Consider the following 21245-nt stretch of genomic DNA (forward strand, 5'->3'; position numbering starts at 1 on the left):
ACTCAAGTCATGGCCTAGATCACCAGGTAATGACTGAACAGGGTAATACAGAACCCAAGGACCGCTCCCAGAGGTGGCCCCCAATGCCGGTCAAGCCTCGACTGAGGAGCGATGTCCTGGAAAATCAGGTACAGAATACCCCCGGAAGCCATCAGCATCAGTGAGCCCAGTAATACGGGGCGCTCCGACAAGAAGAAATAGCCAAACAGGCCGGCCACCGGACCTGTGATCACCAGGCTACTCATAAAGACCAGCGTCTTTCGGGAGCTGTGGCCTTTCAGGTAAAGCAACTCCCGATAGGCGTTGAACCCTTCCGGCAAGTTCTGCAAGGCAATGAGTAACGCCATGAGCAGCGCAATCTCGGTGTTCACCACGGCGAGCCCGCCCAGCGCGGCAGCTTCCGGAATAAAATCCAGCATCACACCCAGGAGCTGCGGAGATTCACGGCGTTTCAAACCGAGAACCCGCTCTATCAGAAAGAATATGAGCCCGCCCGCAAGAATAGCCGGAATCGCAAGAAGGGATCCTCCCATGCTGGATCGGCCTTCCGGAATAAAAACCACAGCGACCGCGCCAAGCAGGATGCCGCCACCGAGCGCGATCACGAAATGGCGAAACTCCTGCTCCAGCCAATTGGGTCGGATCCGTTCAAAGCTGGCGAGCAGTCCGCCCAGTGGAATGCAGGCGCCGGCAAGGACGGTCAGTCCAACAATGGAGAGAACATCTATAAACATCAGCTAATCAAGACCTATGGAGCAACCGATGGGATTCAGGGCGTGACCGTGACGGGAAGGTTCAGGGCCACCAACAATCGCTCTGCGCCGGGCTCCTGGAGCAGTGTGCATTCCCGGCTTAGCACCAGCTCTACCGCCCTTTCCTGTCGTAGAATTCCGGCCACAACAGCCGGATCCGTTGATGGCAGAGACCTTACACGAAGCTCCGATTCCTGAATACCCAGGTCCTGCGCGACGCCTTTAAGATCGTCGGCTGAGACCGTCGAGTCAGCGCCCAACAGTAGTGTCACGGGCCGGTGGGAATGACGAACCACCTCAGCGGTTGCCTGGACAGCGCGGCCGTTAGCGCCATGATGGTCATTGAGAAACACCACAACCCTGCCCAAAGGTTCGGCCCGACTTTCACACCAGAGCAAGACCCTTCCCCGGGAACGACGAACCAGCCCTTTTGCCGTCGAGCCCAAGCGCGCACCGGGCTCGGAGGACCAACCAACGCGGCCCAGCACCAGAAGATCCTGAGGGCCGGCGAGCGCCAGCACCTCATCAATCACATGGCCCCGGGCGACACTCAGGGATTGCCTGCCACCGTATGACGCGACGGCACCGGCAAGAGCACGGCGGGCTTCGCTCGCCAACCTTTGCATGCGCTGTTCAACGTCGCCAGCAGCCAGGGGGCGGCTGATACCGGACGAACCGCCCACTTCGCGGGCAAAACCATAGCCGGCGCTTCGCAGCTGATTCAGCTCCTCAACAAACACACCGAGCACATCGGCACCGGTATTCGCGGCAATCCCGACCGCAGCCTGCAAGGCGGCGTAACTCATCCTGGAACCATCGAGAAGTACCAGTACACGACCGGTTGTGGTGCCGGGATCAGCCTGGTCTGCTGGCCTATCAGTCACGATCCTTGCCTCCGCTGCTGTTCGCTTCTCCGTTCTCGTCCCGTTTCTTGCTGGCCTCCGCGAACTTCTCCAGGCGTTCGGCAACCCGGTGATTGAAGCTGTTCTCGGGGAACTCGCCATTACTATCCGGTTCTCCGGGCTCAAGACCGGTTAGCAGCTCAATTGCCTCATTGATGCTTGAAATCGGATAGATCCGGAACCGGTCTTCAGCGATCGCCTGCCTCACATCGGCTCTCAGCATGAGGTGCTCAACATTGCTTGCAGGCAGCAAAACGCCCTGCCCGCGAACGTCGCCGGCCTCTTTGCAGACATCGAAAAAGCCCTCAATCTTCTCGTTCACTCCGCCCACGGCCTGAACTTCACCATGCTGGTTCATCGACCCCGTGACCGCGAAGGCCTGCTTGATTGGCACCCGGGAAATGGCTGAAAGCAGCACGCAGGTTTCTGCCACCGACGCGGAATCGCCCTCAACCCCACCGTAGGATTGCTCGAAGGCAAGACTCGCCGACAGGGAAAGTTCGCCGTCGCCGGCGTACCGGCTCGCCAGGAAGCGGGAAAGAATCATCACAGCCTTGCTGTGAATGGGGCCGCCGAGTTTGGCCTCCCGCTCGATATCCACCACCTGCCCCTTACCGGGACGGGCCGTGGCGGTAATCCGGGTAGGCTGCCCGAACATCGACGCCCCAAGCCTGAGCACCGAAAGACCATTTACCTGAGCTACCTCCTCGCCAGTAGTGGCTATCATCACCACACCCCGGCTGATTTGCTCGCGACTTCGTTCCCGGACCCGGCTGGCCCGGTATTCCCGTTCATCAATGGCCTGCTGGAGATGGCTGGCTTCAACCGTATCGGCCCCGGCCTGTCCCGCCCAGTGGTCTGCCTCGCTCAGAATGTCGCGGAGCACCCGGTCGTGGGCGGTCAGTTTGCGCTGGTCTGCTGCCAACCGGCTGGCATGTTCAATCAGCCGGGCCACGGCGCTTCGCTCCAGCGGTCGCATTTTCAGGCCCCGGGCCATGGTGGCGATCATGCGCGCGTAGAGTTCATAGCATTCTTCATTGCGGTCCAGGTCGTCCTCGAAATCCGCTTCTACTTTGAACAGGTCCAGAAAGTCGGGATCATAGTGGGACAGCAGGTAATAGAGCATCCGGTCCCCGAGCAGAACCACCTTGACCGACACCGGAATGGGCTCCGGCTGCAGGCTGACGGTACTCACCAATCCATAGAGCCGCTCCAGGGACTCGATGCGGATTTCGCCTGAAGACAGGATCCTCTTGAGGCTTTCCCAGGCCATCGGCTGGGTTAGCACCCGGCGGGCGTCAATGATCAGATAGCCGCCGTTGGCACGGTGCATGGAACCACCGCGAATCAGCGTGAAGTCGGTATAGAGATTGCCTTGCCGGGCCCGATGTTCGATTTGCCCCGCCAGGTGTTGATGATTGGGCAGATCCTCATAGATGACCGGCGCGCCTACGGTTTCGGCATTATCCACCAACAAGTTGACCTTATAACGGGCCAGCAGCCCTGCCGGTGGCCCGTTATCGCCGTCCTGAAAGGCTTCGGCATGCTCCACCACGTCTTCGCGGACCGCATCCAGATAGTCCACAATATCCGGGAGGTGGGACCACTTTCCCCTGAGTTCCCCGATCGGGCCGCCGAGTGTCAGCTGGACCATCTCTTCATTCAGAGCGTGGACGCGCTCCCGAACTTCTTTCCGCATCCTGGGAATCTGCTGGATGGTCTGCTGCAGCTTCTTCTGAAGCTCCTCAACCTTGGATTCAACCAGTTGTTTCTCTTCATCCGAAAAGTTCTTGTATTCCTCGGGATCGATCACCTCACCCTTGCGCATGGGGGCAAAGGTAAAACCGGCTGGCGTTGTGATCATGGCAATGTTGTTGCGGTTGGCCTCTTCCTGGATCTCGAACAGGCCCTGGTGCTGCCGCTTGGCCATTTCTTCCTGCAGCTCCTGCAAGCGGGCCTGGTATTCCTCGCTTTCAAAAGCCGCCGGAATGGCCGTGCGAAGCTCTTCTGCCAGCTCACTCATGTCTTTCTTGAATTGCTGCCCCTGCCCCGCTGGCAGCTGGATTGCGCCCGGCCGATCTGAAAAGCGGAAGTTATAGACATGGCACCAATCTGGAGGAACCGGTTGCCTGGCTGCATTCAGGGAAAGAAAGCGTTCGACAAGTTCGTGTTTACCTGCCCCGGAGGGTCCGAGGACAAAGAGATTAAAACCCTCTGCCCGAATACCGGCGCCAAATTCCAGCGCTCGCAAAACCCGGTCCTGACCGTAGGGTTGATCCAGGTCTTGCACGTCATCGGTGGTTACGAAATCCAGCTTGTTTTCCGGACAAACGTGGTAGACCTGGTCTCCGGTTAAGGGGGTGGGTAGTGGCATTACATCCTCCTGATGGTTTCCACCCGAAGGTGGAGTACGCCGATTACGTCGAACGAGTAATCCGGGGGCAACGCCCCCTCATCAGGAAACTATAGATTATGGCTGGGGCCCTGCTCCAACAATCGGGGGGCCCTAACGCCACTCGAGGGTCTTGGGCTCCACCGCATGTTCACAGAACAGATGCCCGACATCCGGCACCGCAAAGCAGCGGTCGCCCCGCTGGGGCTGGCGGGCGTTGAACTCAGTATGGCTGATGCCAACCTCCCACAACTCTTCACACTCCCACCCATCGGGCTTGAGTTCGATCCGCACTTCCGCACCAATCAGGTTGATGGCCTCTATGCGAAATGGCAGGTGGGCCTGATCACTGGCAGCCTGAGTCAGCCGCACCTCGTGGGGCCGCAGATAGAGCTGGGCGTCGTCGTTTTCACAGCCTTCGGGCAAGCGAATCCAGGCGTCGCCCTGGCTCATGACGCCGTCGCGGACCTTGCCGGACAACACATTCACCTGGCCCAGAAATTCGAACACAAAGCGACTGTCCGGGCGGCCATAAAGCTCCAAGGGCGTATCAACCTGTTCAATCCGGCCATTGCTCATCACCACCACCTGGTCGGAGAGCTCCAGGGCCTCCTCCTGATCGTGGGTCACGAAAACACTGGTGAAATGCAGCTCGTCATGGAGGCTGCGCAGCCAGCGGCGAAGGTCTTTTCGCACCTTGGCATCAAGCGCTCCGAAGGGCTCATCCAGCAGAAGAATCTCCGGGCGCATGGCCATGGCCCGCGCCAGGGCGATGCGTTGCTTCTGCCCACCTGAAAGCTGCGCGGGGTAGCGGTCGGCCAGGTGTTCCAGCTGCACCATTTCCAGCAGGTCTTTTACCCGCTTGCGGATCTCGGGCTTGCCGGGACGCTCCTTGCGCGGAAGCACATTGAGGCCAAAGGCCACGTTCTCGGCCACTGTCATGTGACGAAACAACGCATAGTGCTGGAACACAAACCCCACACGCCGGTCCCGCACATGCAGATCGGTCACATCCTTGCCGCTGAACCGGATTCGGCCCTCTTCGGGAGTTTCCAGGCCGGCAATGATCCGCAGCAGCGTGGTCTTGCCCGAACCGGAAGGGCCCAGCAATGCCGTGAGCTGGCCATCCGGAATGGTCAGATTGATGTCATGCAGGGCCTGGAACTTGTCGAAAAACTTGTTGATACCCTGTATCTCGATGCTCATTGGAAACCCTTAGTTACGACTCTGACGCCATTCAACGATGGCCTTGACGACAAGCGTGATCAGCGCAATACCTGCTAGCAGCGAAGAAGCTGCAAAAGCGCCCACGGTGTTGTAATCCTGGTAAAGCAGCTCTACCTGCAACGGCAGCGTATTGGTCTCGCCCCGGATGTTGCCCGAGACCACCGACACGGCACCGAACTCGCCTACAGCCCGGGCGTTGGTGAGGATCACGCCGTAAAGGAGCGCCCAGCGGATATTCGGGAAGGTCACCCGCCGGAACAGCTGCCAGCCGGACGCGCCCAGCACCACGCCGGCCTCTTCCTCTTCCCGACCCTGTTGCTGCATCAGCGGGATCAGTTCTCTGGCCACAAACGGACAGGTCACAAACACGGTAACCATCACAATGCCGGGCCAGGAGAACATCAGTTGAATGTCGTATTCACCGAGCCACTGCCCCACCCAGCCATTGCTGCCGTAGAGCAGCAGGAAAAGCAGGCCGGCAACCACAGGCGAAACGGCGAACGGGATATCAATCAATGTGGTCAGCAGCTTGCGACCAGGGAACCGGAAGCGGGTCACCAGCCAGGCCAGGAACACGCCGAACACCATATTTAACGGGACCGTGAGCAGCGCAACCACGAGCGTCAGGCCAATGGCATGGAGCGTGTACTCGTTGAGAATATTGCTGACGTAACCGGCCCAACCCTCGGCAAACGCTTGCACAAAAATCAGCACCAGGGGCATAAACAGCAGAAGCACCGTCAGGCCGACGGCGATTCCGATCAGAGTGCGACGAACCAGAGGGTTGTCGCCAACGCGGCGATGTTTACGCACAGCCATACCCTAACCTCCGTGCAGGCGCTTGAGATAGCGCCCCTGCCAGACGTTGATCGCCAGGAGCAGCAACAGCGATACCGTCATAACCACTGCGGCAATGGCGCTGGCCGCCGGAAAATCGTATTCCTCCAGGCGAACAAAGATCATCAGACTGATCACTTCACTGATGTAGGGTGAGTTGCCGGCAATAAAGATAACCGCGCCGTATTCCCCAAGGCTGCGGGCAAACGAAAGCGCACCACCGGTCACCACAGCCGGCCAGAGTGTCGGGAACAGGATTTTCCGAAAGACCGTCATGTCCGAAGCACCCAGGCTCATGGCGGCTTCTTCATCCTCCGGCGCCATTTCCTCCAGTACCGGCTGAACCGTGCGCACCACAAACGGTACACTGGTGAAGGCCATCGCCACCACAATACCCAGCGGTGTGAATGCCACTTCAATACCCAGATCGGCGAGATACTGCCCATACCAGCCGTTCTCGGCAAACAAGGTTGCTAGTGTGATGCCGGCCACGGCGGTTGGCAGCGCGAAAGGCAGATCCATGATCGCATCCAGCAGCCGCTTGCCGGGAAACTCGTAACGCACCAGCACCCAGGCCATCAGCAGGCCGAACACGCAGTTGAATAGAGACGCTGCCAGGGCTGCCAGCGCGGTGACTTTATAGGACGCAACCACCCGCGGATCGGTGATCACAAACCAGAACTGCTCCCACCCCATGCCGGCAGCACGGATAAACAGGCCGCTGATGGGCAGAAGCAGCACCAGGCTGATAAAGAAAAGCGAAATGCCGAGGCTCAGTCCGAACCCCGGCAAAACGCGTTTGGTGGCGGGAGCGCTCAGCCGCTTTGACGGGCGCTCCGAAACGTCAGTGGTGGCCATGAATCAGCTGCGCATCCCTTAGCGGCGACGCTGCAACTGGTCCAGTTTGCCGCCACTGGCAAAGTGGGTCTCCATGGCATTTTCCCAGCTGCCGGCGATGTCCTGAATCGGCATCAGCTTCAGTTCGGGGAACTTGTCAGCCACTTCCGCTTTCACGGTTTCGTTGTGCACCCGGTAGTTGAATCCAGCCAGCATGCGCTGGGCTTCTTCGGAGTACAGATGCTTCAAGTAGGCCTGAGCCAGTTCTTCGGTGCCCTTCTTCTCGATGTTCTTGTCGATCCAGGTCACCGGGAACTCGGCCAGGAAACTCACTCTCGGGACCACAACCTGGAAATTCTTGTCCGGGTTCAGGGCCGGAATGTTGTTCACTTCGGATTCGAAGGTCAGCAGCACATCACCCAGGCCCCGTTCCACAAACGTGGTGGTGGCACCACGACCGCCGGAGTCGAATACCTTAACCTGGCCCAGCAGGTCGCTGAGGAAAGCATCAATCTTCTCCTGGTCGTCACCGAACTTGTCCTGGGCAAAACCCAGCGCCGCCAGGTAGGTGTAGCGGCCGTTACCGGAGGTTTTCGGGTTCGGCATGATCAGTTCGACATCTTCGCGGATCAGATCATCCCAGTTCTGGATATTCTTGGGGTTACCCTCGCGCACCAGGAACGCCATGGTGGAATAGTACGGAGAGCTGTTATTTGGCAGGCGTGATGCCCAGTCCTCGGGAATCAGGTTGCCGCGCTCGGCCAGAATGTTTACGTCGGTGACCTGGTTGTAGGTAACCACATCCGCACCCAGCCCCTGCAGGATGGCGCGCGCTTGCTTGGAAGAGCCAGCGTGTGACTGCTGGATATCGACGGTTTCGCCGGTTTTTTCTTTCCAATAGTCCTGGAAAAGAACGTTGTATTCGGCAAACAGCTCGCGGGCAATGTCGTAGGATGAGTTCAGAAGCTCACGCTCCTGGGCAGAAGCCGGCCCTGTTAGCGAGAACGCCAGTGCCAGCGCACTGAACCACAGGCCCTTACGGGCTTTGGAACCGGAAAAAATCGAATTCGGCATAGTCGGCAGAGCTCCCAGTTAACTCGGAATCTTTATATACGCCAGAGGAATAGGTCGGCGTTTTCTTAGAACGCAAAGATAAAGTAGTCACCTAGGAACAACAATACTCCACCTAGATGATTTATAACTCCTTTAATAACTTTGAGCTATATAAATCACCATTGAAAACCCTACCGATGATTTAGCGTCGCTGAGGTGGTGTACAGCGCATCTTCCACTACTATCAAGGTAAGTCAGCGCTAGAGAAGACGTTGCCGTGGGACTGTCGATCAAGACAACAGAGTTTGCGCCGGAAGAGTTTGAACGTTTTGCCGCCAAGGTCAGGACGGATCTCAAGGCACTTACTCGTCTTCTGAACAGGCCCGGCTTTGGCGAAGGCGCAAGCTCCATCGGAGCCGAGGTAGAGTTCTACATCGTAAACCCGGCCCTGCGCGTTCAACCTATCAACACCGAAATCGCCGCCCGCGTTCAGGACCCTCAACTGACGGTTGAGCTAAACCGCTTCAATCTCGAATACAATCTCAGCCCCCAGGCTTTCAAGGGCTCTCCCTTCGCCAGAACAGAGCAGGAGTTGCTCTCTGCGATCCAACGGATCAACCAGCACGCCGCATCACTGGATGGAGAACTGGTGCCGATCGGCATTCTGCCCACGCTTCGCCAGTCTGATATGGGTGCGAAGGCAATGACAGACGAGCCCCGCTATCATGCGTTATCCAAAGCGCTGATCCAGCAACGGGGAGAGCCATTCAGCATCCATATTGGTGGTAACGACGTTATCAATCTGGAAGCTGACGACGTCTATATGGAAGGAGCAAACACGTCCTTCCAGCTTCACTGGCGGGTGCCCGCACACCGTTTTGCCGATTACTTCAATGCGGTCCAACTGGTCACGCCGGTTGTCCTCGCTCTGGCCAGCAATTCACCCAGCCTGTTCGGCCACCACCTGTGGGACGAAACCCGCATTGCCCTGTTCAAGCAATCCATCGACAGCCGATCGCCCAACCATAAAACCTGGCGCCATCCGCCACGGGTATACTACGGCAATGGCTGGACACGCAGCGCCTGGGAACTCTTTGCCGCCTCGGCATCGCTCTATCCGCCCATCATTCCACTGATGTCGGAGGAAGACCCGATGGCGGTGATTGATCGCGGTGATGTGCCGAAACTGGCTGAACTGCGACTGCACCAGGGAACCACCTGGCCCTGGAACCGTGCCATCTACGACCATACCGAAGGCGGCCACCTGCGCATCGAGATTCGCTCAATGCCCGCAGGCCCTACGGCTGCTGATATGTGTGCGAACGGGCTGTTCATAATTGGCGCTGCGCTGGCAGTCCTTGATGATATTCATCATCTGACGTCGATACTTCCCTTCCATTACACGGAACACAACTTCTACCGCGCCGCGAAATATGGCGTTGGCGCAGAAATCATATGGCCACACAAGAATCAGGTTCAGTTGCAGGATACGCCCCTGTTAAACGTGGCCCGGGATCTGCTACCCCGCGCCCGGGACGCACTGGCACAAACAGCCGTGGACGAGTCAGAAATTCACCGCTTGCTGGGAATTATCGAAGGCCGCATTGAAACCGCCATGTCGGGCGCCCGGTGGCAACGCCAAATCACCGAATCCCTGTTCAAATCCCTGAGCCCCGACGAGGCCTTCCAGACCATGCTCTCCCTGTACATGGCCAACCAGAAGACAAATACGCCGCTCCATGAATGGACATTGTCGCCGTGAGTAACTCGAACGTCCTTGATTATTTGAATGATCCCTCGCCCCGGACCCTGGGCCGCTCCGCCCTTGAGTGGTTGGACCAGCTACAAAAGCCCACGATTATTCGTGTTGCCGGTCGTGATCGCTCCCGGACCCGAGCCATGGCAACGCTGCTTCACGGCAATGAGCCTTCAGGTCTGTTTGCCCTTCACAGGTGGCTACTTGAGCAGCATACCCCCGATGTCAACATGCTGTTTCTGCTGGGAGGCGTCTACCCGGCGAAGATCCCACCCATGCTCTCACTGCGCCAGTTGTCGGAAGGACGTGATCTGAACCGGTGTTTCAAAGAGCCGTTTGAGGGAGAAGAAGGTGCGATCGCAAAGGCCATGCTGGCAGAGTTGCACAAAGTGAAACCAGAGTGCCTGCTGGACGTACACAACACCTCAGGCACGGGCCCCTCCTTCGCGGTGACCATCACCAATGATGCGGCCCACCAGGCGTTGACCTCTCTGTTCACAGACCGCCTCATAATGACAGATCTTCGCCTCGGCGCCCTGATGGAATACTCCGAGCAGGAAGTCCCAACGGTAACCATCGAATGTGGTGGGTCCCAAGATGATCAGGCCCATCAATTGGCGTATGAGGGCCTCGTGCGGTATGCCTCAAGGCCAGACGTGTTATCACTCGAAAAGGCGGAGTGGGACGTGGAGGTACTAAGAAATCCGATTCGGGTGGAGCTGGTTCCGGAAGCAACCATAGAATATCTTCCTGAACCCTCCGGCCGGGCTGACCTCACTTTACCACCAGACATCGAACACCGAAATTTCGGGATCGTATCGCCAAATGAGCCGCTGGGATGGATTGGAAAAAAAGGCCTCAGCGTACTCAACGCCATCGGCCATAACCGGACCGAGAACATGGGGCAGGTTTTTCAGGTCAGAGAGGGGCAAATCTTCCCCGCGCAGGCCATCAAAGCCTTTATGATCACCACCAATCCGGTGATTGCGAAGAGTGATTGCCTCTTCTACGCGGTCAAGGCGACTGGTGAGCCCATTTTCTGACAAGAAACAATAAGGCAAGCGACCCTTTCGTCCCTCCAATATGGCATGGACTCGCCCATTAAGCACAAACCGTTCGTTATCTATGGCTGATACGTCTTTATCCTGTGACAATTTCGAACATCAAAGTGAAGCCACGATACGTTTAACTCAACGCTTCCAATCATCTCAAAATCAGGGTCTGTTGAATGGCTCAAAATGTCCTGGCGTACTTCTTCAGCGGCTCGTTCAGCAAAGAGACAGTCTGCCGCACGACCGAAAGTATGTTGGCTGTAGCGTGAGTAAAATGGGCTGTCTTTGGTACGCAGCCCGCTCCACTCTCTTTCTTTGCCCCAGTAGTAGTTGTTAACCGTCATGGGGCCGTATCTCCGCCTCAGACGGTCAAGGGTTATAAGGAGCCGTTCGTCCAACAGTTCCCAGGCTTTCTCCCCCCATTCTTGGAAGACCTTGGGTGGCACCAACTCGTGAATAGCAAAATACTCGCAGCGATACATGGCATTGCTCCTCCCACAAAAATAACGTTCAGACAGCCAATGGTTTTATGGCTTGAATGTAAGAACCTGCGGAACAATATTTGCCCTTCCCGCACCTCCCTGAAGAGTAAAGGCGGACGCCATCCAGTAGGTTTTACGGCGTGGGTCTGGCTGAATATCGAGGTAGTCTCCCCATGCTCGAGCGTGGGGCTGGTGGCTAGAGGCATCGCCCAGGGCCATCTGCCAGTTTGGCAAAGCATTCGACTCTCTGTCATCCAGCCACCCGACCCCCAGCGTTGGGTGGCGGCCTCCGGCACCGCACACCGCGACTATGCCCACATCGCCCCGTTGGTTCGGGCAAACTGACGGATAAGCCCAGGCCCGGTCCGAATTCCACAGATCGGGCTCATCAATCAGCTCATTCGAACTCTTCCTGATTCTCACCACGCGTACGAAGGGAAAAGGGTGCTGAACATCCGCCGAGGCCACCCAGACGAAACCAAGAACACCGCCTGACTCCCACGCTCCGAGAACGCGATCATCCATGCGATTCATCCATTGACTTGTCGCATCATCAGGTTTTGCGTAAGGGCCGTCGCGCCAATGCCTCACAGCGACGGAAACTTGCGAGACATCCTCTTCGTCGTCAGGCCATCGGAACACCTCGATAGATGGCTGAAAATAGCTCAGGCTGGCAAAGATCGCCGTACTTCCCATGCCACGACAAAAACGGAGAGATCCGAATTCTTCCGTTGACCAGGCTTCCCGGGAGATCGCTTCACGCGCCTTCAATTGATCCAGGGACAGTCGTAACACCACCGCTCTTTGCCAGCGGTCTGTGGTTGTGCTGAAAACGTTGAACGACAGCAAGAGGTGGTTATCTGATTCGGCCAGATCGGGGTAATCCAGCCAGGTCCCCGACCACTGTTCGTCAATGTCCGTCGGAGTTGTATCCCACCAGGTCCATGTACCAGGCGCGCCGGATGAACTGACAGCGACACGAATCAGGTTTCCTTGGGTGGTCTTGGAAAACTGCAGAAGCCAGATCCAGAGCCGTCTGGCAGAGCAGTAGTGAATGAGCTGATCGCAACAGAATCCAGCGCCTGCGGGAGGCAATTCCGTGTAGGGGTCTACAAACACCCAGTTGTCGCCACCGTCGGTGGTTCGGGAACAGAACCAGTTGCCCGTGACGATAATGCGTTTGCCGGAGCATGCAAGAGCAGGTTCCAGGATTGTAGCTGCCTGTCCCCCGGTGTCGCCACTGTTCAACCGCTTGGTATCGACGATAGCTGTCATGGCTTTTTGCCTTTCCGGCCTTTTGAACCCTCGTCGATGACGGCCTCAGGCAGTGCCGATGTTTGCTCACCCGGTCCTCCCTCGGCTTCCGGCTCCGGCTGGCTTTCCGATGACGGACGAGAGATTTTGCCGGGCCCCGGCGCCTTTCGACGCGGCGAAATGTTTTGATCTTTCTGATCGAAATCAGGTTTTTCTGCCGGTTGTCCGGAGGCCACCTTTTCGGCTGCGTCTCGTGCAGGTTGCTTTTCAGGTGCCTGGTCAGTCAAGGAATGGTGTTTTCCCACTCCCTTCTTCTCTTTTGGGTCCGCCATTTATGTCACCAGTCGCAAGATATAGCCGCCCATTACGGTCCAGAACAGAACGCTATACCAGCGTTCTCCCAGTTTCCTGTTGATGGTTCTTCCCAGCAAGGTACAACCCGCCATAACAAGGACCAGAGTACCTGCCAGAACCAGATGCTCGATTTGCAGCAAGCCGGACTGACTGAACACCACGGCCTTGGTCGTGTCGCCGACCAGGGACACCAGAGAGGCGGCGCCCACAAAGTAAAAACGCTCAAGCTGCAGGCTGCGAAGTGCAACGCCCTTCAGCGGCCCCGAAGTACCTGAAATACCTGAGGTAGCGCCAGAACAGAACGCTAGCCCAACCCCCCAGGCTTTTTTCGCGCGATGATAGGGCGAAAACTCCCACACGAGGGTGACAACAATCACCAGCGCAACGGCATACCGAATCCATAGCTCTGGCAGTTTGAGCATCAGAGTCGCGCCCAGTGCGGTGCCCAGCAGAACTGCGATGATGACGGCGCCGGAGGCCCTCCAGGGCAGGGTTTTCCGGTAAACCGTCACCTTCGCAACGTTGTTGCAGGCCAACAACAAAGCAGCCACGGCGATCCCCTCTTTGGTACCGATGGCCATCATCATGGCGGGCACCAGAATCAGGGAACCGCCGAGGCCCGCTGCAGCGGAGACAATAAACGACGCCGGGATGGCCAGGGCCAGAAGGATCAGAGATATCGCATCAAGTTCCATCGGTGCGTCCTTGCTTAAGGGAAAAGTTGATTGCCGGGTCGAGGCCAGACGCTGACAACCCGGGCCGCAGCATGGGGCCAGTTGCGCACCAGATTTTCCACGGAGGTAACCGGACCCGTTGGTACTGCCGAAAAGACATCGTTTGTTGAGCCGACAACAGCCAGGAGCAGTATCCGATGACCGGTCGAAACGCCGGAAAGGTCCACGTTGATTGACACGGCTCGTGGCATTCGAGCAGCCAGGTCAACCGACAAACGGTTCAATGGCGTGCCGTCAGCCGCCAGCGCCACGTTCCATCCCGGAGGTGTTGGCTGCGGCGCTCCGCCGGTCAGGCTGCGGACAAAGGGCACGAGGTTTGTGCAATCGGTTCCCAGCAATGTGTTTTGAGAGGCTCCGGAACGCCATAACAGCACCACAAACGCTCCGTTTGCTGCCACCGGCCGGGTGTCTCGATGGTGCAGCAACACATCAACGGTGCTTCGCTCGCGGTATACCTGCCAGACTGAGTTCCTGACTCGCCGGGGTACCACTGTTTCCATCAGGTCAATCTCCGAACCGGGTAACGCTGGTACGGCTGCGTTTTGCCAGGGTGCCCTGTAAACACCCGGCGAGCCGTTCTCGTCAAGTGCGTTGGCCATGACGTCAGCCCACAAGGCTGCATCTATTCGTCTTGCGCCCGGGTTTGCGATGCCTCTCAAGCGGCGGTGGCGCTCAACGAGATCACCCATTTGATCACTCCACTCACCATTTGGGATGACGCTGGGGTAAATCCACCGGAAGGCGGTCTGGAACGTCCAGAGTTGGTAGCGCAGGTTTCCGTTCCAGATGTTGGTTCCCCGGAACGATGGCGTTGTCCCTACTGGGGCCTCGGGCCGCACGACGATATCCGGACTTGAGAAGAAAGGCTCTGCCGCTGCCCCGGGACGAAGACGCGGATTTTGCATGGGGGTCGGGAACATGCGACGGTCATCCCTCGGGTGCACGCGCACATAGGTTCGGGCGGGCTCAGCTGCAGCGAGGTTGACCTCCCAAACGCCTCGGGACTGCAAGGTGGCCCTCATCAACCTCGGCGACGTGCCCGCGCCGGACGGATCTTGCCAGATGTGAAGGTCCTGCACGACCGCTTCCGGCAGACCGTTCACGAACAGCTGCCACGGTCCGTGGGCGTTACCCGCAATTCTGGTTGCCGTCCACACCGCAGTCGAAGTTCCAACGTACACGGTATTGGGATTCGCCGGGTCAACCGTAACCGAATACGCCGGGTCGATCGGACTGGTTGCGAGAGGGGGCATGGGTGGCAGGGCCTGACCCAGGCCTGTCAGCCGACAACCGCCAGCAGCGTCATCGTAATAAAAACAGGAGTCTGCAGCAGCGGTTGGCGAAACGGCCGCCACCGCTGCGGATGTTGGCGTAGCTGGAACCGCCGGTGTCCAGGTATTGGTCTGGCCGGTTGTCACGAGATAGAAATCGCTGGTTCCCGGAACTGGAGCAATATCTGTGAAAAACGTAGCCTGCGGTGTTACCAGTGGCGCAGCCGGCGCCGCAACGCCCGGGCCGATCAACGCGGTTGACGTCCAACGCCCCGCATTACCGGGATCCTCGCTGTAACGGATAACCCCCTGATTAAATAAGGCCAACAGGGTGCGCTCATCGACCCATTTCACCGTGACCACCGGCCCAAAACCTGCTGGCGGTACCCCAAAGGCCATGTTGGCTGCAGTGCTCGGGGTTCGGTTGCCCGGACGGCCATCCCGCCACTGCACAAAGGTGCCAGCGGCGGTTATGGGTAATACTCTCCACGTGTTCGGGTTGCTGGTACCCAGATTGTCGGTCACCCAAACCCTGTTGGTCCCCAGCGCTACCCTTCCCAGGTTCCCTGCCGCACGTCGAACAGTATCGATACCCGAATAGAAGTTACTGGCATTGGACTCCGGATCGTTGTTGATCAGATTACACGGCGCTCGGTATCGGCCCGCCGGGTCACAGGCCCAATCCGCATTGGCAAATTGCCCCATCACGTAGTGGGACTGAACCGGGTGAAACGTTACCCCACCACCGTCGCCCTGCATCGACGTCTTCATCTCCCAGACGGTGCTTCCCACCCGGACCTGTCGGCCATTGTCCTGACAACCGAGCATCGAAAAATGGCTGGAGGTGGGATGACTGGCACTGAAGATAGATTCGATGGACGCAAGACCCACGTTTCGGCTGCTGAAGGTATTGGTTTGGCCATCGCGCAGGGAAACGAACACGCCGCCATCGCAACCCACCCAGATTTGCCGGGATCCATCTGCATTGGTGGCTTTCCTGAGAGAATGAACGTCCGGGTGAACTGCATCGCCGATCAGACCAGGCTGTGTGGCTCCTGAGTTCGTGCCGACTGGCTGATCGGAAACGCCCGGAGACGGTACGAGGTTGTTGCCATTCACGTCGAAAGCCCAAATGGACGCGTTCCAGTTATTGACCTGAATGAGCGACCCGCCGATATAGACCCGGTCTGTCCGTACCGGCGGTGGAACCAGAGCCGTATTCCGGGTCGTAACGACGATGGCCTGATCATAGTCACGCTGCCCGGGCCAGAGATTGGCGGCGGATGGAATGTTATTCAATGGGTTGGCAATGGGCGCAGCATCACCCGGATTTGCTATTTGCCAGATATGGGGCACAGGATTCCCACCGGCGGGATTAGTGGTCACCTCACCGAGAATATACAAAGCGGTGTTGTCATCATTCACCGCCATGCTCATTCTTCCATCCAACCTTCCCGTGGCCGGGACAGTCGGTGCCGGAAGAAAGTTCTGCGTAATCCAGTTGAAGGTGTTGCCGTGATCGTCTGAGAACGCAATGCCTGAGCTTCGAAAACACACAAACAGACGATTTCCGACATAACACAAATCGGTCGGCGCACGATTGACCGGGGCCATGGCGGCCCCGTTTGCGGGCGGCGATGGCGCGGGGGCAGGCAACGGCAGGGCTGACCAGGTAAACGAGAGGTTACCGCCAACCATGGATCGAGTGCCCAGATAAAGTCCGCCGCCCTGGATGTTCCAGCCAAGATCCCGACCACCTGAAGTGGCTGCGATCACACGATCTCCGGCAGCTCCGGGTGCGGAGCCGGGAACGCGTACCATGCGTGTTATCGACACGCCCTCCAGAGCGGCAATGCCCGTCGCAGTTTCCCAGGGGTCCGAACTGACCGCACCGGCGGCGGGTCCTGATGCGGCGAGAATGCCAACCCCGCGAATTGCATCAGCGCCATCAACACCCTGCATCGCGTCGAATTCACCGGTACCCACCATCACAAAATCAGCACCGGCGTTGGCACCGAAGTTCACCAGTAAACACCCACAGGCGAATGCGCTGGTGTTGCCACCGAACCGCCTGGGCTCGTTGGCCCAGCCCCCCAGGGGTTCCCAGGTAGCGCCACCGTCGCCGGTATACCAGACGCCACCTTTGGCCGTGCCTGCGTAGGCGCGTTGGCCATCAGGGCTTACGGCCAGATCACGAACCCGGCCAGACACTCGCGGCCTACCCTCAGCCTGCCCCTGACGAACCACCGAGGGCCCGATCGGCACCCACCGATTGGTATTGTTGGCGGGAAACGCCATGGGGGCGGGCCCCAGGCCAGCCGAAGAACGGGCAGACGTTCGGGCCGGAGGTTCGCCGAATGGACCAATACCCTCGCGCTCCATTAACGCCTTCATGGAGGCCGCCAACGCCTGTTTGTCGGGTGAACCCGAAATTGATGTTAAGAAGCTATCCCTCGCGACCGCGTTTTTTCGCTTCTCGGCTTTCCTCTTGCGGCGCCGTGCAAGCGCTCGTTCCTGAGCGAGAGTAGGATCAACCGGTACATCACTCATGACTGATCCTCCTCAATGATCCGAATCCAGCCCTCCTGGAATTCGTGAGGCGTTCTTGGCAGAAGTGCTGACTGCGTCGCGGCAACGATGGGGTCGTCTCGCCAGGTCAAGGGGCCGGTCCGACGGGTGAACTGTTGCTTCTCGCCCAGAAGATTGACCTTGGGTAACCGAATCTCCTCAGGATCAACAAGCACCGGACCTACCCGAACAGAAGGGATAACCCGCTTTAGGCCATCATTGATCCAGGCGTCATTGAGAGCCAGTGACTTTCTCGGCAGAACGCCGGAGGTAAGGTGAACCTTGCCAGCAGGCAGCATCAACAGCGTCAGCGTATGGCAGGTACCGGGCCGGACGTAGAAAAGATCCTCGTCAACCAGATAAGGATGGTCCAGTGGCTGGACATCCGGAACATGAACCTTGCCCAGCAAACCCAACTGCCCTCGGCGACGACCGCTCTCCCTAGCCAGCGCACCGATGGACTTGTCGACGAGATGGAACTGGTCGTAGTTGTCATCAATAAAATATCCGAGCAGTGAATCGTCGCTGCGCTGGAGATCGCCCAGCCGTACCGGAAACGCCTGATCCCGGAGCGCCTCGAACGCGGCCTTGCGGGTATTCGCCGTTTCAATTGAATCCACTCGCACATCGTCAAGATCGTCGGGTACATCCAACCTCAGTGTCGCCTTGACCACAGCGATGGGACGCCCCACCAGGCCGGCAATCGATGATGACCCCAAGGTACTGAAGGTATCCACTGTCCAGAGTGTGGTGTCGATTGCCCTCAGCAAACCTGTCAGCGAGCTTTCGGTAGTCGGTAGCTCCCCCTTCCGATGCTGCACATCCGTTCTGATCACCCCGGAAACAAGATTGCCCACGGGCGTTGCATCGGGCGGCAGATCGGCCATAGGCCCAGCGCCCGGGGGCAAGGGCCTCCCCGGAGCTGGCTCCCAGCGGACCGCTCCGGTCAGCTCATGATGACTGATCTGGCCCAATGGATTACCCCTCTTATCGAAAGCTTCGAGAGATTCATCAATGTGGTCAGGTAACAGAAAGCCGGCAACAGGGTTAACCGCCAGGGTTGGCTCCAATTGATTCACAAAGGCTTCAGGAGCCAGTGCCGGGTCGCCCTGGTAGGCCGGATCGACCAACCGAAAAAGCCAGCGCCCGCCCCCCTGGATGCGCAGTGGCATCTTCATGGCAGAGGTATCATCCGGTATTTCCAGGGGTGTGGTGGTTTGAATGTCCGTGGTAGGCACGTCAAGGACACGGCCAAATGCATCCACCAAACGAAGCGCCTTAAAGGAGATGGTTCCCCCGAACAAGGTCAAAGGATCGGCAATAACCTCTGGCCGGTCATCGGCGCCAGGCGTGGAGAAGAATCCGCCCAGATAGTTCAGGCCCAGGAGTTGTTCCCTGACCCCATCCAGAGAGGCCGACGCCAGATCCTGGGGTTTGATGAAATCCGCCAGGGTATTCAATGTGTTTTCCTGGGATGCCGTCAGCGTATCGCCTGTGGCCTCCCTCTCCTGCTCCGCCGCAATCCAGCGGCTGATACCTGCCTGAAGAGCCGTCCCCAGGCCCCGATGCAGCGGGCTACGGCCAACAATCTCAATCATCTGGACATCATTGGCGTCGGTTTTTCGAACCATGTCCAGTTCATCGAGCTGCCAATCAGTCAAAGAAGTCGAGCCCTCCAATTCAATCCGCCATTCCAGCCAAAGCGGCACCCAGGGCTGTCGCCAGGCGGTAACCCCCAGTGGGCTCGGGCTCAGCCCCTCAAGGTAAGAGGCAACAGCCAGCTCAGCCGTGATTTGCTTTTTCAGGGACGTCTCCCGGAAAGAGAATTGCTGCCAGGTTTCCTTTCCCGGCGCTTGCGGATCCGCAAGGCTGCCAGACAAGGTGTACGCCCCGCTGCCGTCGTAGCGACCATCTGCGGAGTAGAGCCGGAGCATCTCTCCTTCAATGCGGCTCTGATACTTCGGGCGAACCTCGTCCTTGTCGGTGGCAGCGTTGGCCAGCCAGCGGCTGCAGTAGGGATTCAGAACCAGAGCTTCACGTACGATGGTCAACACTTCGGGCGGGATTGCGCCCGATCCCAGCGTGGGCACCAGGTCTTTCGCCTTGACCACGCCTTTGATGCCTTTCACCGCCTCATTGGGGTAACGGCACCGTAAACGGCCATTATCATCGTGGAGCCCGTCATAATGATGGCGCAGGCTTGGCTTGGCACCTTTTATGGCCAGCGACGGGGGCTGGGGCATGAAAAGACGGGGTGCGGGTCGTTCAACGGTGCGCCGGTCTTTGAGCGCACCCCGAATCGCATCGGATTTGAGCTCGATTGGTGGAGCTTTGGGCGCTTGCATTTCCTCGCTGAAGACAACTTTGTCACGCCAACGAGGCAGCGGCGACACCCGTTCGGCGGTGCTCTCCTTGCTCATCCTGGCTCGCCCTTTTCGCCCGACCGAAGTTGCGTTAACCGACGCGGAGTCCTCAACGCGCAGATGATCGAGTTTGGCTGCAGGCAAGGGTTTGCCCGGACGAGAGCTGAACATGTCGTCGTGCTCTCGCTCGGCAATATCCCGCAGGCCGTCCTGAGTGCCCATACGGTCCATCAAATCGCTGGTGAAGGCAGCGGCCAGCATTTCAGCGGCACGCCTCTGGGAAACGCTATCGCCAATGGCATCTGCGCCGAGCGCGGTAACCAGATCATCCGTATCAAACCCGGCCGCGACCGACAGCGCCTCTGAGGATGGGCGCTCGTCAATGACAGGCATGTTCTCTCCGATGGGGACGCCTGAAATCATGCCGTGAAAAAGCGACATGAAGGTGGGAGATTTCTGGGCAATAAACAACTTGGAGGCTTTATCAACCGGCAGGCCCATTTCCGGAGTCATGTCGGCGTATGTGAAAGATTCAACGCGACCTTTTGCCACAAAACTGGTTGGAGTTGCCTCAGCTGGCTGCTTCATCTCCCCTTTCGATAACAGACGTTCCAACACGGCCAGATCCGGTTCGTTGCTGGGCGGCTCGGCTTCCGGATCCAGATACCATCCAAGGTCGGCCATCACATCCAGCAAGTCTTTTTTGCTAACCACCGCCAGCGGATCTTTGTCCATGTCCGTATACCAGCCCGCAACGGTGTAGGTACCGGCATCTTTCTCAAAACCGTCTTTCGCGGTCTTTCGAAGTTCTGGCAGATCTTCCAGGGCATCATGGAAAGCGAAACGATTGGCACTGGCATGATAAGACGCGGTCCAGAGGGGCGATCCGCCTACGGTCCCGTCCAGAGGTTCATAGGTAGGCTGTTCCGAGGTACCGAAATTCGATCCGTTAAAGGAGCCCAGAGGCCGAATGCTCGCGGTTTTTGCATCGATCACCCAGCCTCTTATCATGGGCCGTTTAATCCCGACGGGGAAAAGCGCTCGCACCACAACCCAGTGGTTGGGAAGCTCTGTCATTTCCAGCTCGCCGCCTGCAGCTGATTCGCCCCCCCTCAGGAGCGCATCGGGAAGTGCCCAGTGCAGGTGAACACCATTTTCCGGCACCTGCCCTTCAGCAAAAGGCGCAGGGTCGCCAGGCCCACCGGTCACGGACACCAACGGCTCCGGGTTGGATTCTTTTGCAACATAGGCCTGAACATCGATGGGAACCAGGATGCGTTTGTTCCGCCGCAAATCCGGGTCCCAGGTATTGACGGCGGCCAGGTCAGTATCCGCTCGAACCAGCCAGGCCCATCGTTCGTCATAGACCGCTTTCGTGAGGGTCTTTTTCTTCAACAGGTGTTTGAACATA

The 21245-nt window shown here is 58.2% G+C and carries 14 protein-coding genes; 2 read left to right on the forward strand and 12 right to left on the reverse strand.

Going from position 1 to position 21245, the window contains the following annotated elements; genetic code table 11:
- Positions 1 to 14: 14 nt before the first annotated feature.
- The 7 genes from KYE_RS07730 to cysP form a co-directional block, all read right to left on the reverse strand.
- Positions 15 to 734 (reverse strand): ZIP family metal transporter, encoded by a 720-nt coding sequence (locus KYE_RS07730; RefSeq protein WP_008172078.1) that lies wholly within the window; start codon positions 732 to 734, stop codon positions 15 to 17.
- 35 nt (positions 735 to 769) lie between these two features.
- Positions 770 to 1636, reverse strand: a complete 867-nt coding sequence (locus tag KYE_RS07735; protein ID WP_008172080.1) for a universal stress protein — start codon at positions 1634 to 1636, stop codon at positions 770 to 772.
- Complete coding sequence (locus KYE_RS07740) at positions 1629 to 4028, reverse strand: Lon protease family protein (protein ID WP_008172082.1); 2400 nt, start codon at positions 4026 to 4028, stop codon at positions 1629 to 1631. Before KYE_RS07740 ends, KYE_RS07735 begins: the two co-directional genes overlap by 8 nt.
- Before the next feature lie 132 nt (positions 4029 to 4160).
- Positions 4161 to 5252, reverse strand: coding sequence for a sulfate/molybdate ABC transporter ATP-binding protein (locus tag KYE_RS07745; RefSeq protein WP_008172084.1), 1092 nt, complete (start codon positions 5250 to 5252; stop codon positions 4161 to 4163).
- Positions 5253 to 5261: 9 nt separating this feature from the next.
- Positions 5262 to 6092 carry a sulfate ABC transporter permease subunit CysW gene (cysW, locus tag KYE_RS07750; RefSeq protein WP_008172086.1) on the reverse strand — a complete coding sequence of 277 codons (831 nt, stop codon included), beginning with the start codon at positions 6090 to 6092 and terminating at the stop codon, positions 5262 to 5264.
- Positions 6093 to 6095: 3 nt separating this feature from the next.
- Complete coding sequence (gene cysT, locus KYE_RS07755) at positions 6096 to 6968, reverse strand: sulfate/thiosulfate ABC transporter permease CysT (RefSeq protein ID WP_008172088.1); 873 nt, start codon at positions 6966 to 6968, stop codon at positions 6096 to 6098.
- Positions 6969 to 6986: 18 nt separating this feature from the next.
- On the reverse strand, positions 6987 to 8021 hold the full coding sequence (gene cysP, locus KYE_RS07760) for a thiosulfate ABC transporter substrate-binding protein CysP (protein ID WP_008172090.1): 1035 nt from the start codon (positions 8019 to 8021) through the stop codon (positions 6987 to 6989).
- 256 nt (positions 8022 to 8277) lie between these two features.
- Here cysP and KYE_RS07765 point away from each other — a divergent pair, with 256 nt between their 5' ends.
- Positions 8278 to 9762 carry a hypothetical protein gene (locus tag KYE_RS07765; RefSeq protein WP_008172091.1) on the forward strand — a complete coding sequence of 495 codons (1485 nt, stop codon included), beginning with the start codon at positions 8278 to 8280 and terminating at the stop codon, positions 9760 to 9762.
- The gene (locus KYE_RS07770; RefSeq protein WP_227497787.1) at positions 9759 to 10799 is read left to right on the forward strand and encodes a hypothetical protein; all 1041 of its coding nucleotides are present in this window, start codon (positions 9759 to 9761) and stop codon (positions 10797 to 10799) included. Before KYE_RS07765 ends, KYE_RS07770 begins: the two co-directional genes overlap by 4 nt.
- A gap of 80 nt (positions 10800 to 10879) precedes the next feature.
- On the opposite strand, the gene KYE_RS07775 is transcribed toward KYE_RS07770, so the two are convergent.
- From KYE_RS07775 to KYE_RS07800, 5 genes are all read right to left on the reverse strand, one after another.
- The gene (locus KYE_RS07775) at positions 10880 to 11290 is read right to left on the reverse strand and encodes a hypothetical protein (protein WP_008172093.1); all 411 of its coding nucleotides are present in this window, start codon (positions 11288 to 11290) and stop codon (positions 10880 to 10882) included.
- Between the two features lie 45 nt (positions 11291 to 11335).
- Positions 11336 to 12565: a hypothetical protein gene (locus KYE_RS07780; protein WP_008172094.1), complete on the reverse strand. Its 1230-nt coding sequence runs from the start codon at positions 12563 to 12565 to the stop codon at positions 11336 to 11338.
- Between the two features lie 311 nt (positions 12566 to 12876).
- Positions 12877 to 13593, reverse strand: a complete 717-nt coding sequence (locus tag KYE_RS07790) for a sulfite exporter TauE/SafE family protein (RefSeq protein ID WP_008172096.1) — start codon at positions 13591 to 13593, stop codon at positions 12877 to 12879.
- 14 nt (positions 13594 to 13607) lie between these two features.
- A complete protein-coding gene (locus tag KYE_RS07795) occupies positions 13608 to 17453 on the reverse strand; it encodes a hypothetical protein (protein WP_008172097.1) in 3846 nt (1281 codons plus the stop codon).
- Positions 17450 to 21244 (reverse strand): hypothetical protein, encoded by a 3795-nt coding sequence (locus KYE_RS07800; RefSeq protein ID WP_008172098.1) that lies wholly within the window; start codon positions 21242 to 21244, stop codon positions 17450 to 17452. Before KYE_RS07800 ends, KYE_RS07795 begins: the two co-directional genes overlap by 4 nt.
- Between the last annotated feature and the right edge of the window lies 1 nt (position 21245).

Source organism: Marinobacter manganoxydans MnI7-9 (genome assembly GCF_000235625.1).
GTDB classification, from domain to species: domain Bacteria; phylum Pseudomonadota; class Gammaproteobacteria; order Pseudomonadales; family Oleiphilaceae; genus Marinobacter; species Marinobacter manganoxydans.

Coding starts and splice junctions, on each gene's coding strand:
- KYE_RS07780 (WP_008172094.1), bottom strand. CDS start 12,565: ATGACAGCTATCGTCGATACCAAGCGGTTGAACAGTGGCGACACCGGG.
- KYE_RS07740 (WP_008172082.1), bottom strand. CDS start 4,028: ATGCCACTACCCACCCCCTTAACCGGAGACCAGGTCTACCACGTTTGT.
- KYE_RS07795 (WP_008172097.1), bottom strand. CDS start 17,453: ATGAGTGATGTACCGGTTGATCCTACTCTCGCTCAGGAACGAGCGCTT.
- KYE_RS07745 (WP_008172084.1), bottom strand. CDS start 5,252: ATGAGCATCGAGATACAGGGTATCAACAAGTTTTTCGACAAGTTCCAG.
- KYE_RS07790 (WP_008172096.1), bottom strand. CDS start 13,593: ATGGAACTTGATGCGATATCTCTGATCCTTCTGGCCCTGGCCATCCCG.
- KYE_RS07775 (WP_008172093.1), bottom strand. CDS start 11,290: ATGTATCGCTGCGAGTATTTTGCTATTCACGAGTTGGTGCCACCCAAG.
- cysW (WP_008172086.1), bottom strand. CDS start 6,092: ATGGCTGTGCGTAAACATCGCCGCGTTGGCGACAACCCTCTGGTTCGT.
- KYE_RS07800 (WP_008172098.1), bottom strand. CDS start 21,244: ATGTTCAAACACCTGTTGAAGAAAAAGACCCTCACGAAAGCGGTCTAT.
- cysT (WP_008172088.1), bottom strand. CDS start 6,968: ATGGCCACCACTGACGTTTCGGAGCGCCCGTCAAAGCGGCTGAGCGCT.
- cysP (WP_008172090.1), bottom strand. CDS start 8,021: ATGCCGAATTCGATTTTTTCCGGTTCCAAAGCCCGTAAGGGCCTGTGG.
- KYE_RS07730 (WP_008172078.1), bottom strand. CDS start 734: ATGTTTATAGATGTTCTCTCCATTGTTGGACTGACCGTCCTTGCCGGC.